General features: G+C 72.9%; 6 protein-coding genes. 2 read left to right on the top strand and 4 right to left on the bottom strand.

Annotation, left to right across the window (positions count from 1 at the left end; translation table 11 throughout):
- The first annotated feature begins 294 nt into the window (after positions 1-294).
- Together ACH4YP_RS30050 and ACH4YP_RS30045 are read left to right on the top strand one after the other, a co-directional pair.
- On the top strand, positions 295-651 hold the full coding sequence (locus ACH4YP_RS30050; protein WP_361050404.1) for a hypothetical protein: 357 nt from the start codon (positions 295-297) through the stop codon (positions 649-651).
- Positions 648-3,290, top strand: coding sequence for an AAA family ATPase (locus ACH4YP_RS30045; protein WP_398493699.1), 2,643 nt, complete (start codon positions 648-650; stop codon positions 3,288-3,290). The genes ACH4YP_RS30050 and ACH4YP_RS30045 overlap by 4 nt, the downstream gene beginning before the upstream one ends.
- A gap of 154 nt (positions 3,291-3,444) precedes the next feature.
- Here ACH4YP_RS30045 and ACH4YP_RS30040 read toward each other — a convergent pair whose 3' ends face one another.
- Genes ACH4YP_RS30040 through ACH4YP_RS30025 form a run of 4 tightly spaced genes read right to left on the bottom strand, consistent with a single transcriptional unit; the run spans position 3,445 to position 15,104 of the window.
- A complete protein-coding gene (locus ACH4YP_RS30040; RefSeq protein WP_398493697.1) occupies positions 3,445-5,328 on the bottom strand; it encodes a hypothetical protein in 1,884 nt (627 codons plus the stop codon).
- The gene (locus ACH4YP_RS30035; protein ID WP_398493695.1) at positions 5,321-10,600 is read right to left on the bottom strand and encodes a hypothetical protein; all 5,280 of its coding nucleotides are present in this window, start codon (positions 10,598-10,600) and stop codon (positions 5,321-5,323) included. Before ACH4YP_RS30035 ends, ACH4YP_RS30040 begins: the two co-directional genes overlap by 8 nt.
- The gene (locus tag ACH4YP_RS30030) at positions 10,597-13,887 is read right to left on the bottom strand and encodes a hypothetical protein (protein WP_398493694.1); all 3,291 of its coding nucleotides are present in this window, start codon (positions 13,885-13,887) and stop codon (positions 10,597-10,599) included. Before ACH4YP_RS30030 ends, ACH4YP_RS30035 begins: the two co-directional genes overlap by 4 nt.
- Entirely contained in the window at positions 13,884-15,104 is a 1,221-nt protein-coding gene (locus tag ACH4YP_RS30025; RefSeq protein ID WP_398493692.1) for a Kelch repeat-containing protein, read from the bottom strand. Before ACH4YP_RS30025 ends, ACH4YP_RS30030 begins: the two co-directional genes overlap by 4 nt.
- Positions 15,105-15,131: the final 27 nt, after the last annotated feature.

The following is a 15,131-nucleotide window of genomic DNA, read 5'->3' as shown; positions in this document are numbered from 1 at the left end:
CTAGTAGCGCACTTTGGGTTTTCCAATGGCGCCTCGGAAATGTCTTCTGCCGATTGAAGATCAGATATGTGTGGCTGGGGATTCGAATGTTTCGAAGAGTTTCCGGAAGTGGAGACAGGCCGCCGAAGACCCGTCAACATGCCGGCTGGCCCGGCGCTGTTAGCGGCATTGGCACAGCAGTGGCGTGATGTCGCCAGTCGGCAGGGTGAAGCGGATGCAGAACTCTCCCAGTCCACGGGGAAGATGGGACCCTGGCTTTTCAGGTGGTGAACGCGCGATTTCGGGGGAGCGTGGATGAGCGAGGTACGGATCAGTGTGGGAAGCGCCGCAGGTGCCACTGCCCTGACCGGGTGGCTGCGCCGTGATCCGTCAGTGGCACGGTCGGGCGCCACGATCGGGTCTGCCGACCCCCACACGTCGTCACCGCCCCCGGGCACGATGGGGACCCTGGACACGGTCACCGCTGTCGTGGACAGCACGGTCGGGCTTCTCGGGCTGCTGGTCGCCATCACCGCCTGGCGCCGCCCGCGCGGAACGCAGGCGCCCACCGTGCGTGTCACCGAGAGCGACGGGACCCTGCTGGAGGGAACGGCCGAGGACGTACTGAGAGTGCTGCGGGCCCGCAGGGAGCAGGAACAGGCCGGAACATGACGGCACGGCTGGCCGACCGGTTGACCTCCAGAGCGGTACTGATCGGCATCCACGGGTATGCCGCAGGCGGCGGACTCGCCCAACTGCCCGCGGTGGAACGGAACATCACGGCGCTGCGGGACGCGCTGTGCGACGAGGCCGTCTGGGGCCTGAGCGCGGCAGGCTGCCGGGTGCTCGGTCCCCAGGCCGACGGCAGCGAAGTCATGCGAGCCATCGACGCCGCCGTGAACGAAGCCACCGACACGCTGCTCATCTACTACGCCGGACACGGACTGCTGCACCCCGACCGGCCGACCGACCTCCATCTCGCCCTGCACGACTCCAACGAGCAACAGATGTGGCGCGCGCTTCCCTACGCGCACATCCGTGACGAGGTGCGATCGGCCTACCGACGGCGGGGCCTTAAGTGCGCCGTGGTCCTCGACTGCTGCTTCAGCGGCGCCGCCGTCGAAGGGGGCATGAGCGCCCACGAGACGCTGCTGAAACAGGCCGCCGACATCGACGGCGTCTGCGTCCTCACGTCCAGCGCGGCCACCGAGCTCGCCTACTCCCTGCCCGGCGAGGAGTTGTCCGCCTTCACCGGCGCCATGCTCGGGTTCGTACGGACGGGTGTGCTCGGAGCCGGCCCCGAGCTCGACTTCGGAACCGTGCACGCCGAGTTGCATCGGCTGCTGAGCACTCGGGATCACCCACAGCACCCCCAGCTCGGGGCGCACAACTCGGGCGAGCGGATCGCCGTCTTCCGCAACCCGGCGTACGTTGCGCAGGAACTGCCCGAAGCGGGCCTGAGCGCCGACGCCCCGGGACCGCCGCCCGCCGAGCAGTTGTTCGGCCGCGACCGTGAGCTGCGGGAGCTGGCCGCGGAGACGGCTCGGGGACCCGGCGTCCTCGTCATCCACGGGCCGCCGGGCGTGGGCAAGTCGGCGCTGGCGGCCGAGCTGTACCAGCGGCTCACCGGTGGCCGGGAGGGGTATCCGGCGGCCGACTTCCCCGTCGTGCTGCTCGACGACGTCACGGACGTCGCCGAGGTCTCCCAGGCCAACGCGCGCCCGTACAACGCGCTGATCGTGGTCACCAGTCGCACCTCGCTCACCGAACTGATGCCGTGGCGTGCCCGCCGGTACGCGCTCGCTCCGCTCCGGGTGGACGACGCGGTGGCGATGATGCACGACCTCAGCGGGCTCACCGGGCACGACGGCGAACTCGCCGAGATCGCCCGGCTGTTGAGCTGCTTGCCGCTCGCCCTGCGCCCCATCGCCGCCAGACTGCGCCGCACCCCACCCGACCTGCTGCTGGACGCGATGCGGGAGTCGGACCGTCCGCTGCAGCACCTCCACTCCGACGACGACCGCGTCCGTACGGCCTTCACCGTGTCGTACGAGGCGCTCAGCGAGCAGCAGAGGCAGGTGCTCCACGACTGCGCCGGCCATCCCGGCCCGGACTTCGACCGTTACTCGGCTGCCGCCCTGTGTCGTATGCCGCCAGGCATCTGCGGACTGTTGCTGGAGGAACTCGTCGATGCGGGACTCCTTCAGCGCACCGACGGCCGCTACGCGTTCCACGACCTCTACCGCAGCTATTCGCGCACCACGCCCGCACAGGAGACCCTGCGGCGGACCTGGCTGTACCTGCACCTCCGCCGCTGTCTGGAGGCCGCGCGCGGGGACAGCGCTCGAAGGGCCTGGCGGGCCGCCGCACTTCCCGAGCTGATCATGGCGGCGCGGGCGGCGCGCGAGGACCGATGGAACCTCGCAACCGAGCTCAGCTGCGACGTGGCCGACGCCCTCCGCGAGGAGCAGCGGCCCGCCATGGCCAGAGAGGAGGCCGAGGCCGCCTACCGGTACGCGACGGGCAGGAATTACGGCAGGGGCATCGCGCGGGCGCGTGGCGCCCTGGCACTCGTGGGGAAAGAACTCGACCCCGGCCACCCGCAGTTGGCGCGACGGGACCCCTCGCTCGCGCGGCACGGCGTGGCCGCCGAACTCTCGCGTGCGGCCCGGTCGGCGCCCGAGGACGCGGCCGAAGGCGGCCGGCATCTGATGGACCTCGCTGAACGGGCCTTGGCCGCCAACCTCGTCGACGAGGCGATGCGGTTCCAGGCCGAGGCGCACGCCTGCTTCGAGGAAGCCGGGGACGCAAGGCTGCTGGCCGAGTGCCTCGCGGGGGAGGCCGCGCTGCGCATGTACACCGGGCGGTATCCCGATGCCGCGGTACTCGCCCAGCAGGCCGCCCAACTGCTCGACGACCAGGGAGACCGGGAGGGGGCGGCGCACTCGCATGCGACGGCGGCCGAGGCCTTCCGCAAGCACGGAACCCTCACGCCGGCCCGTCTCCATGCCGATCTCGCACTTGAGCGCTTCGAGGCGGTCGACGATCCCGCCAGTCTCAGCTACGCGTACCGCCTGCTTGCCAAGATCCAATGGGTGCTGGGAGACCATGAATACGCACGTCGGCTCATGCGCAGGGAACACGAACTGCGCCGCGGCTCCGGCCCCGAGGAGGGACCGTCGACCCGGGCCATCGCACACCCGTCGTCCCGAGCCGCCCGAATGAGCCGTGCCGACAGGCCGTTCCCTGCGGACGGTGCGAGGGAGCAGGGCGTGGACAGTGACGCGGTGAGGCTGCCGTCGCAGAGCTGATCAGCCTGTAGCCGTCTTCGAACAACAGATCCGCGATCAGTGGCCTCATTGGTGCGTCGACGTACACGTTCCGCTCTTTCAATACCCGCCCTCCGGCTCGCTGACGTCGACACCAGCCCCGTAAGCCACGGGCCGAAGACTGTGGTCCGGTCGGTCAGGTGCCCGGTTCGGCGGGGGTGGCGAGGAGGTCGAAGGACAGGCCGCTGGAGCGTTCGCCGCGGCCGGCGGTTCGGTGGACGCTGAGCCAGAGCACCACGCGGCCGGTCCTGGTCCGGGTCCGGTTGTAGGCGACGGTGAGACGGGTGCCGGCGCGCGGTACCTCCTCCTCGTTGACGAAGTACGGCCGACAGGTGTCCAAGCCCTCCCGGAGCAAAGCCGTGCGTGGGCGGACCGCCGTGGCGTCGACCTCGCTCGGCATGGCGGCGCGCTGCAACTGGACGGCGCGGTTGTCACCCGGGACGTGCACCGGGATGAAGGGGATCCAGTTCTCCGGGACGGAACTCATCACCTGGTACGCGACGGGCGCGTGGGGTTCGTCCGGGTCGTCTGGCGGACGCAGCCGACGGCGGAGGGCCAGCATCTCGGCCGCCGCCTCGTCACCGCTTCGGCCCTCGCCGGTGGCGGCGCGTACCGTCTGCTCGATTCCCCAGACCAGGTTCGCGCTCTCGTCGCGGACCAGCACGACGTCCTCCAGCGCCGGGCCGGTCGCGACCTTCGGCGTACCGGGCGGCAGCAACAGGCCGGCGTTGTCGGCCGGTTCGTCACCGAGGGAACCGCGGGAGTCCAACGTGTCCAGGGAGTTGAGGGTGTACATCGACCAGTGCTGCCGCTTCTGCCCGTCGCCGCCGCCGTCGGCGGGGGTGATCCAGCGGCGGTGTCCGAAGACGTCGGTCACCGCTAGGCCCTGGATCGAGGCGAGGGTGCCGGCCGGGAGGTCGCACGGGAGCTGGTACCAGTCGTTGCTGTAGACGAGAGCGAACTCCAGGAAGATCAGCCGGGCCAGGTCGGTGCTGTCCGGGGTGACCGCCGCGAAGTTCGTACGCCCGTCCTCCACCGCCCACCACCGGGGCAGGGGCATGCCGGAGAAGCGGACCGGGGAGGGGAAGACCGTGCGGTTGATCGGCGCGGGCGCCGGGGCCGTGCCGCCGAGGGTGGCGTCGGGGGTGACCGAGAACGCGTGCCAGTCCAGCTCGCCGCCGGGGTACTCCGGAGCGGTGAGCACCCGCTCGCCCCCGGCCGGCGCGGCGGCGGACACCGAGAAGCGGTGCTCCAGCCGTCGCGGGTCCCAGGTCGCGTCGCCCTCCGGCCGTTGCGGGGTGGCACCGGAAGGCTGGTCGATGAGGTCGTCGAACCAGCCGGTCAGCCGGGGGCCGAGCGCGTTCAACTCGTCGCGCTGCCCGCGCGCGTCGACGCCGTCGGACGCGCGACCGCCGGCCTTCAGATGCAGGTAGAGCAGGTACCCGTCCAGCCGTCGGCCGGCCACCGCCTGCATGGCGGCCCACACCTCGGGATGCGCGACGCGTGCGGCGTGCGCCGGATCCGCGGGGTCGGGCAGCGCTATCGGGTACAGCGCGACGTACCGCTCGCCGAAACGCCGCGACCGCAGCTCGGACGACCGGGCCAGCAGTTTCAGCCAGCGTCGGCCCAGGGCCAGCCGGAGGTCGAACGAGACCGGCTCGGTGCCGAAAGTGAACGGCAGCGGCCGCCGCTCCGCGACCGCCTCCAACGGCCGGTCGGGCGGCAGCGGCCCGGCCGGCCCAGGCACCCCGTCCTGGCCGGTGTCGGACCGGAACCGTCCCGGTGGGCTCGCGGTGACCGAGTACGTCGCTGTCACCGGCGACCCGCCGTCCGTGCCGCGGAACTCGCCGAGCTGCCACTGCCGGGCCAGCATCCACAGCGGGTCGCGCACCTCCACCCGCAGCGCGCGGCCGAAGTCGGTGGTGCGAGGGCGGCCCTCCAGCCGGTTCCACACCCCGACCGTCGGATGGTCGCGGCGGTTCATCGCGCCGGGAAGATCCTGGATGCGGGTCTCAGTCATGGTCTGCCTTCCAGCGCTCGTTGGCGACAGCGAGATCGGTGCTGATCGTGATCGGCTGCCGGGTCGCCGACATCAGCGTCGCCGGCAGCAGTTGCGCGTACCCGCTGCCGTCCAGCTGGTGCGGTTCCACGAGCCGGGTCCGTGCCAGGTCGAAGGTCTCGTTGACCGCGGCCAGCAGGTCGTCGACGTTCCAGGTGCCGGTCCGTACGGGCGGGCTGACCAGGAGCATCGCCTGCGGCGGTTCGGAGTCCGGGCTGTCGGCGTGCACCGCGATCCCGGTGGTCTCGCGGTCCGCCGGGATCACCTCGGTCCACTCGTCGAACAGCACACCGCACTGCGGGTCGTTCCCCGACGACGGCTGGTCCGCGTAGTGCGCGGTGAACAGCAGCCGGTCCTCGGTGATCGTGGTTCCCGTGGCGAACTCCATGCCCAGCCAGCGGTCGTCGGAGCGGTACGGCAGCTGGACGGGCACCAGTTGCGGATCGTCACCGTCGGGTCCGCCGTCGAGCAGGCCGTCGCGGCCCCGGAGTGCGTCGGCGAGCAGCACGGCGCGCTCCCACAGCCGGGGCATGTCGCGCACCCGGGCGATCCCGTGCAGCCAGTCGTCGACCGGGAAGTCCCGTGCCACCGGCGGCCGGGTCAGGTGCCGGACCAGTGCCTCGCGGTCACCGAAGGCCCTGCGCAGGTCGGAGGCGAGAGCGGCGGAGGGCGTGTACTCGGGCACGACGAGGACGTCGGTGCCGAGCATCGCGCGCAGCGCCTCGGTCCCGGACCGGACCTGGTCCGGCCCGGGGGCGGCCTTGTCGTAGTCGGCCAGCGCGGTGGCGCCGGCGGCCAGTCGGCCGGTGATCTCGCCCCGGAGCGCACCGGCACGGTCCAGCAGCTCCCGGCCGAACGCGACCACCCGGTCCTGGGTGTCGGTCAGATCCAGGCCGACCGGGTCGATGTCGGTCAGCGGCAGCAGGCGGGAGACCTCGTCGAGCAGGCCGCTGAGCGACCTCTCCTTCGTCTGAGCCTGTTTCCGCAGGCTTTCCAGACGACGTGCGAAGCCGCGCCGCTTGGACTGCAGGTCCGACAGGAACCTGGACGGCGGTTCCGGCGGCACAGCGACCGGTGTGGTGGTCAGCAGCCGCTCCGCCTGCCGCAGTATCCGGTACCGCTCGGCGTTCGGGGTGGACCGGGGCAGTGCGTCGTACTGCGCCAGGATCGTGTCGGCGTCGGCGAGCGCCTTCGCCAACCGGTTCGCGGTGACCGCCACGGCCCTGAGTACGTCCGAGTAGACGCCGCGGCGCCAGGCGGTCAGTTCGCCCCAGCCGCTGCGGACCATGCCGAAGCCCGCCGCGGTGGAGACCAGCCCGGCGTACCGGCCGAGGAGCGTGTCGATGCGGTCCAGCACGTCACCCCGGCGAGGTGGCGCGGGCGCGGCGGGGTAGAGCCGCCGCAGGTCCTTCAGGTAGTCGTCCACCTCCTCCGCCAGGTCCGCCAGTGAGGAGCGGACGGCGGCCGGCCGCTCCCGGGGCAGGGACACTGCCTCGTCGGCGGTCCGGTCCACCGGGGCGGTGCCGGCGGCCGGCACCAGGTCGGTCGGGCGCAGTGGCCGGCCCGTCGTGAGCAGCGTCCGGAGCGCGGCGACCAGAGGGGACAGCTCGAAGAAAGTGATCTTGTCCTTGATCCGCTCGGTGTAACGGATGGTCAACTCGCGGTCCGGACGCGGTCCGTCGTCGTCATCGTCATCGACGACGGCGCCGATGATCCGGTCGTCCAGGTCGGTCATCGCGGCGTCCCCGGCCGACCGCACCGCCCACAGCAGGTCGATCGGCGCCAGGTCGAGGTCGTCCTGGGTGACATCCCGGTGGCGGACGTCGCCGCCGACCGGATCGGTCCAGGTGACCCGCGCGGACACGGACCGCGGCGACGGGAGCAGGTCCGACAGCCAGTCGTCGACAGCCGGTTCGGCCTGCGCCCGCGGCGGGTCCCCGTGGTCCGGGTGCCGTCCCGCCCGCAACCGCAGGCCGAACCGGTGGGTCAGCGTGGTCCCGCTGCGCGGGGTCTCGACGACGGCGGGCTCGGGCGGCAGCCCCTCCTTGGCGTACGCGTCCAGCGTGGCCGAGGCGCGCTCGACGTTGCCGGCGAGGGCCTGGTGGGCGGACTCGGCGACGGCGAGGTCGGCGACCGCGTCGTTGTCGTCGAGCAGCAGGGCCGCCTCGTCGGTCAGAGCATCGATCTGCCCCGAGTCGGCGGGAGGCAGCCCGGCGATGTCGAACGGGTAGATCTGCGACACGTCCTCGCGGGTCAGGTGCCTGACCAGGGCGAGCCCGTCGATCACGTTGCGCGCCTCGACCTGCCCGATGTCGTCCGGCCCGGCCTGCGGATCGGCCGCGGTCTGCGCGATCTTCCCGGCCAGCAGCGGAAACCGCAGGCGCAGCGCAGAGATGAACCGGTCCACCTCGGCCTGGCCGTGCCGGTCGTGCAGGCCCCGCTCGAACCGGTAGCCGAGCAGCGCGCCGAGCGACTGGCCCTGCCGCAGCCCGTCCAGGATGGTCAGCGCGCCCCGGACCCGCTCCGAGCTGAGGTTCACCGCGAACGCGCCCGGGTTGTCGGGCGTGCGGTTGGCGGCGTACCCGGCGCGCAGCACGGCCGCGGTCCGGGCGTGACCGGGCGACGGGGCGTGTACGAAGCCCTCGTTGCCGGGATCGTGCAGCAGCGGAGAGTTGCCGGCGAAGACCGTCGCGAGCGGGCCGGTCAGCGTGACCGGGGTGAGTGTGGCCGTGCTCGGCCGGACGTCCTCCAGCCAGCCGTACGCGCCCAGATGCAGGCCCGGCCGGGCGGTCCCGGTGCCGCCGGTGCCGAACCGCAGCTCGGCCAGCCGCTCGGTGGCCTGGCCCAGCCGCCAGGCGTCGAGCCGGTAGGTGGCCAGGTCGAGGTGCTCGGCCAGCACCCGTTCCAGCCGGGCCGTCGGCAGGCCGGCCAACTGTTCCAGGGCCTCGACCTGCTCGGCGAGCGCGGCCGTGGCCGGGCCGCCTCCGGTCCCGTTCTGGTCGAGGAGCGCCGGGATGAAGTCGACCAGCAGTTGCTCGGGGTTCCCGGTGACGGCCGGGGCGGGGGAGTACAGCAGCCGGAACCGGCTCTCGCTCTCCAGCACCTGGCCGGGCGCCGGGATACGGACGTGGATGAACGCCGGGTCCGCGGTGGACAGATCGGCCGGACCGGCAGCGCCCGCCGCGGCGACGAGCCCGCGCGCGGTGTCCGCCCAGCCGAGCAGCACGGCGTGGCGCAGCAGCAGATACAGCAGTGCGGCCGGCCGTACGTCACCGGTGAAGCCCAGCTCCAGCCGGACCGTGTGCAGGTCGGTGCCGGCCGCGTCGGCCAGCCACCGCAGATAGTTCCGCTCGTCCGGGGTGTAGTCCCGGACCGGTTCGGTCTCCGACAGCGGTCGGTCGTCGACCAGCGGCGCCAGCAACGGCTGCTGGAAGTCCGTGAACAGCCGCCGCAGCAGGTCCGGGTCCCGTCCCGGTCCGGTGGCGGCGCCGAAGCGGTCGAGCAGCGCCCGCACCGGGCTGGGCAGATTCAGCCGGTCCAGCGCGGGCAGCACGGTCCCGCCGAGGCCGCCCAGGTTCTCCCGGTTGAACAGGTCCTCGACGCTCTGCGCGTACCGCTGGTGGTACTCGGCCGACGTGGGGTGCAGGGCGAGGACGTCCAGCAGCAACTGGTGCGGATCCGGCGGAGGTTGCCCGTCGCCCACGGGGGCGCCCAGACGCGGAATCTGCTCCGCCGCCGCACTCCAGTCCTGACCGGCGGCGGTCAGCACCCGGTGCAGCGCCCGGCGGTGCGTCGCTGCGGCCGGATAGGCGAGCCGGGAGAACGCGGTCGTCGGCAGGATCCCGTACGGCTGCCGCCCGATCTTCACGGCCGGCAGCGGGCCGCGGCCGGAGACGTAGCGGAGGAAGAAGTCCCGGGTCGCCTCGACGGCGGCCGGGCCGAGGACGGGACGCAGCGCGGTCTGCAGGAAATAGCCCCAAGTGGCGGGCCACAGCGCGGTGTTCGCGGCGCGGGCGTCTCGCTGGTCGGTGCCGTCCGCGTTGGGCATCCCGGCCAGTACGCCCGGGTCGAGGCCGAGCAACTCGGCGAACCGCTGTCCGTCGGTATAGGTGGTCCAGTCACCGGTGGCCGCGGCGAAGGCCGCCGTGTCCGTGCTGCGCAGCGCCGCGTCGGCCTCCTCCTCGGCGTCCTGCCCGGCCGGTGTCTCCTCCGAGTTGTTCGTGGGCGTGCCCTGCGGCAGCAGACCGAACCCGTCCGGGCCGCGCAGCTGCCGGGTGATCAGCGCGGCCAGGTCGGTGCCGGTCTGCTGGGGAGTGGACTGCTCGCGCAGACCGAGCACGATCAGCCGGTCCAGCCCGTTGCGGGTGCGGTCGTTCAGCGGGATCCGCAGCCCCATGCCGACCGCGACGGCCCGGTCGAAGTCGGTCAGCCAGCGCAACTCGTCCGGTACGTGCAGGGCCCCGGTCTGCTCGTTGATGCTGATCTTGTCGGTGGCGCTCGGATCCGGGCTCACCGGCAGGGTGGCCGGCACCGTGGCGCCGATCGCCGACAGCACCTGCTCACCGCCGACATAGCCCAGTACCCGGAAGCGGTCGGGCAGCAGCCGGGCCCGGGCCGCCTGCGTCCACGACTCGGGCGCCAGGGTGGCGGCGGCGGGTGGCGGCAGCACCAGGAAGGCGACCGTGACCGCGTCGCTCCGGTTCACCACGGCGGCGTCCATCCCGGACGGGCGGCGGCCCCGGATGGCCTTGGCCCGGTCGGTGTTCACGGCGGCGAGCAGCGCGTCGTTCGCCTGCCGCAGCCGGCTTCGGTCTCCGTGCGCCCGCCAGACCGCGGTCCAGTACGTGATCGCCGCCTGCCGGTCGCCGGGCGTCGGAGCCGCCGTGCTGCGGACGACCAGCACGGTGGTGTCGGCCGTCACCCCGGCCGGTTCCTCGGCGGGGTTGGCTGGTGTACGGGTGTTGAGCAGCCAGGCCGCCCTGCCCGCCGGGACCCGCCCGACGAGTTCCTGCCAGGCGGCCTGGAGGGCGTCCGACCGCCCGCCGGCGGCCCAGCGGGCGGACCAGTACGCGTCCAGCGAGGACACCTCGGCCTCGGTGGGCCGAGATTCGAACTTGTCGACCTGCCACTCGTCCGGGAACACCCTGACGAGCAGCTCGGTCGCGGTGAACCGGGTCTCGATCCGGACCGGGCCGAGCAGCACCGGGAAGTCGTCACTGAGCTGGGCGGTCATCGCGGCAACATCTCCTGTGCGTGTACGGCCACCAGGACCGGAACCTGGAAGAGGATGTACGCCAGGTCGGCGGAGCCGAGGCCCGCGAACCAGAGCGGCAGGTTCTCGTCCTCGGCGCGCTGTTCCTGCTTCTCCGGGTCGTCCTCGGACCCGTCGAAGTTCGCCAGCGCGACGGTGACGTCCGGGTCCAGCTCCAGGAATCCCCGCCGGTGCGGGTCGACGTCGTCCCAGGTGAGGTCGTTCCAGACCTCGACATGGGTCGGCGGTCCGTCGTCGACGCCGAACCGCGGGTCGCCGGGACGTTCCTTGAGTACGAAGAACCAGCCGGCGTCGTCCGGTGCGTGGCCGAGGGCCCGCGCGGCGTCCAGATCGAACCCGAGCAGATAGATGTCCGGCTCGACCTTCGCCTCGTACAGGGGCAGCAGGATCTGCTCCGGCGACGGCGGTCCGTCCTGCGCCAGTTCGACCAACTCCCGCTGCTGGGTGGGGTCCGGCCGCCCGTCGGAGCCGGGTGGCCACTGCGCCTTGTGCGTGTAGATCGCCGCCGTCGGGTACTTCTTCAGCAGCTCGCCGCGGATGACGAGGACCAGGTCGTCCGGGCGCGGGCCGCTCTGGGGCGGGCCGCCGGTCTGCCGGTTGTCGTTGTCGCCGAGCCGTGTTCCCGGCGACCAGCGGTGGATGGGCGGCACGTCGTAGCCCCGCTCGCGCCGCTGCTCCGCGCTCTCGCCCCGCGTGGGCAGCGTGGCCGCCGGATCCCAGAACTGCCGGAACGGCGTGCCCCGTTGGTCGGTCGGGTACTCCCGCCAGAGCAGCTCGCGGGCCATCTCGTGGTTGAGCCCGACCAGATAGGACTCGATGAACTCCCGGTTGTTCGCCAGCAGGGTGATGGAGTTCGCCGGGAGCAGGTTCAGGTTCGGCACCAGGGCGTCGACCGAGAGGTCGAGCAGCGGCTGGTACGTCGGCAGATCGAAGACCGGGTAGGCCATCGCCTCGGTGAACTCGGCTGCGAACGGCCGCAGCCGCTCGGGCAGGCTGACCGAGCCGAGCAGCGTCTTCGGCACGGTCTCGTCGGCGCGCAGACCGGCGAGTACCGCGGTGGTGGCGGAGACCACGCCGAGCCGCCGCCGCAAGCCGCCCTGCCCGACGGCCGTGCCGGTGTCGAGCCCCTGGTGCAGTTCGCGCAGCGCGGTCTTGAAGCGAGTCGCCTCGGCGCTGTCCGTCGCGCCGGGGTGCGGGGCGACCGGGTCGTCGAGCGTGCGGAGCACGAAGTCGGGGCTGCGGGGAAGGCCGCCGACCGGGTCGGCGCCGGTGCCTCCGCCCGGGTGCAGGACGGCTCGCAGGCGCGCGGGCGTGACCAGCGCCCCCGGAGCCGCCTTGGCCACGGCGGCGGTGACCGGGTCGGTCGCCGCGTCCATCCGCGCCAGCAGCGCCGCCGGCGGCCGGTCCTCGGGGAACCGCAGGGACCGCATCAACCGCGCTCCGGGCCGGGTGATCCGCCGCATCGCCGGCGACACCGGCGCGGCCGCGACCTGGCTGGCCGCCACCCGGAACCCGACCGCGACCTTCGGAGCCAGGTCCGCGGACAGCCCGGCCGCGAGGCTGTCGGGATCGTCGGCCGTGGTGCTGGTCAGCCGGGAGTGGGTCGGCGCGGTCAGCGTGAGGGACCGCCCGGACGAGGCCACGGGGGCTGCCGCCAGCGCCGCCGGGCTGCCGCCCTGCGGCGGATCGAGGTGTCTGGTCTGCAACACGTGCCCGACCTCCCGGGCGAGCTGAGCGGCGCGAATCCGGCCGTTGGCCACCAGTACGTCGCCGATCTGTGCCCAGGCGGCGGCCATCAGCTCTTCCTCGCGTGCGCGGACGACCTGAGCGCCGAGGTTCGCGGCGACCCGGAACCGCGGGTCCAGGTTGAGCCGGTGAACCCAGTTGTGATTCGTCGGCGCCGGTATCGGTGTGCCGTCCCGGTCGGTGAGCAGCCGGGAGGTGAGCGCGTGCCAACGCCCGTACAGCGGAGGGGTGATGATCGGGTCGGCCCCGCAGTCGGTTGCCGGAGTCTCCCCGTCCGTCCTCGGGGCTACCGCGGTCGCCGTGGCGTCGGCGAGCACCGCCGCCGGGCCGGTCAGGGCGATGGCGGCGTGGGCCTGCGACGGTGTGCGGTCCTGGTAGTCGTCGGCCAGATTGACCAGGTCGGCCAGCGCCTGCTGGAACGGGTGCGGGTAGGGCGGCACCGGTGGCGGTACGTCGAGGAAGTTGTCCCAGTTCTCCGCCGGGTCCACCGGCGCTCCGGGGAGCTCCGGCACCTTCAGCGCGCCGCCCAGCGGCAGTACGCCGCCCAGTTCCGGCGGCGTCTCGATCCCCGGGAGGCCGAGGCCGGGTGACCGGTGTACGTCCAGGTCGCGGCGTCCGACCCGGGGGTCCGGCCGCTGTGGCTGAAGCAGCCGGACCAGGAACTCGAAGTCGCCGGTCGTCCCGGTGCTGAACGACCAGCGGTGGTAGTAGGGCAACTGCCCTGCTGAGGGCCGGTTCGGATAAGGCGGTCCCCAGCTGGAGTACAGCGCGCCGGGCGACACCCCCGGGTCCAGGCCGAGCCCCGCCAGCCGTCCGGTCTCGAACGCCGGTACCAGGAACGCCTCGTACGCGGTGTCCGGCCGCAGCCGGCGCGGGCAGATCAGCCGCGAGCAGGCGTTGTCCGCGTTCGTCCGCAGTACTTCACCCAGCGCGGCGAGTGCCGCGACCGTGCTGTCCGAGGCGACCGGGCCGTCCAGCGATCCGTTGACGTGGACGTGCGCCCAGGCGCCGAGCTGGTCCGGGGGCGGCAGCGTGCCGGCCGGGTCGGTCACGGTGATGGCCGGCAGCGGGCCGTCGCCCGCGGCTTCGCCGAACTCCGCCTCGCCACCGCCCGGGCCGGCTCCGGCGGAGAGTACGACCAGCGCCAGCCAGGGAGCCAGCCGCTTGGTGCCGCTGCCGGACGGCGCCGGGCTGTAACGCCAGAGAAAGTCCTCGTCGGAGAACTCGATGTGGGCCAGGTAGTTCGGCTCCACGTTGGTGACGCCCGGCCGTGGCTCGGTCCGCGATATCGCCCGCGGATCCACCCCGACGACATCTCCAGGACCGTACAGCTGGACCTTCCGCGGCACGTCCTGGACGAGCGTGCCGCGGTCGAGCGCGTCCCCGGTCACCCTGAGAGTGACGGGGACGCCGGCGCGTTCGGCGGTTCCCGGGTCGTCGGTGATGCGGGTGGCGATGCCGGTCCGCAGCCAGGGCAGGAAGGAGTACGCGTTCGTGGTCATGAACCGCTCCCGGACACGGGGATCGTCTCGTCGTCGGTGGCGAACAGCTCGGTGGATGCGGTGAGTTCGGTGACGGCCGGGTCGGCGGCGGCCAGTCCGGAGCGGGCCGCGCCGCCGGTGACCAGCACCCGGCCGTCGGCCAGGGCGACGGCGGCGAACGCCCACCGGCCGGCCGCCAGGCCCGCGGCAGGCGCCCAGACGTCGGCGTTGTCCTGGTCAGTGGCGTCCGCGTTGTCCTGGTCGGTGGTGTGGAGCACCGCGCTGCGGTACCCGGCCTCGTCCCGGTCGCTCGCCGCCCCGCCGGCCACCAGCACCTGCCCGGATCCGATGCGCACCGCACGGTGGAAGGCCCGGCCGGACGGCATCTCCGTCACCGCCGTCCAGACACCGCCGGCCAGGTCGTAGCGCTCCGCGGTCCGCTGACTGAACGGATCGTAGGGACCGGCGCCCGGCGATCCCGGCGCGGTGCCGCCGGTGACCAGCACGGTGGTGTCGGAGACGCGGGTGGCCTGATGGTGACGGCGGGCCCGCAGCAGGCTGCCGGTCGGTACCCACTTGTCCTCCGGGCCGTACAACTCGCAGAAGGCGAGCGCGGGGTCGTCGGCGGTGCCGACCGGCGCGACACCGCCCACCACCAGGACGACACCCCCGTCCAGCGGCACCGCGGTGTGCCCGGTCCGGGCGTCGGTCATGTCCTTGGCCGGAGACCACTTGCCGCTCGACGGGTCGTACCGTTCCGCCGAGCGCAGCGCGGTCGTCGTCCGGCCGGAGCGGACGGTGCTGCCCCCGGCGACGAGAACCGAGCCGTCCGGCAGCAGCGTGGCGCTGTGGCCCCAGCGGGGTGTGGCCAGGCTGCCGGTCGCGGTCCAGGCGTGTGTGTGCGGGTCGTACAGCTCGGCCGACCTGAGGCCGGTCCCGGACGCCGACGAGCCGTTCAGCCCGCCGACGACGAGCACCTTGCCGTTGGCCAGCCGGGTGATCGTGTGCAGTTGCCGGGGTGTGCCGAGGGAGTCGACCGGCTGCCAGGCGTCGGCCGTCGGGTCGTACACGAAGGTCTTGTCCAGCGCCGCGGAGGCGGCGTCCGCGCCGCCGGTCACCAGGACGCTGTCGTCGTCGAGCAGTACGGCACCGTCGTGCTGCCCGTACCAGGCGGCGGGCGTGGGCAGGTCGTCGGCGGTCGTCCATACCCCGGTGACTGCCACGGTGGGAGTGGTCATGGTGTCGGGTCCTCCGTTGTCACGATG

The sequence above is a fragment of the Streptomyces sp. NPDC020747 genome, assembly GCF_044334695.1.
Classification (GTDB): domain Bacteria; phylum Actinomycetota; class Actinomycetes; order Streptomycetales; family Streptomycetaceae; genus Streptomyces.
This window is presented reverse-complemented; position numbering and strand designations above follow the sequence as displayed.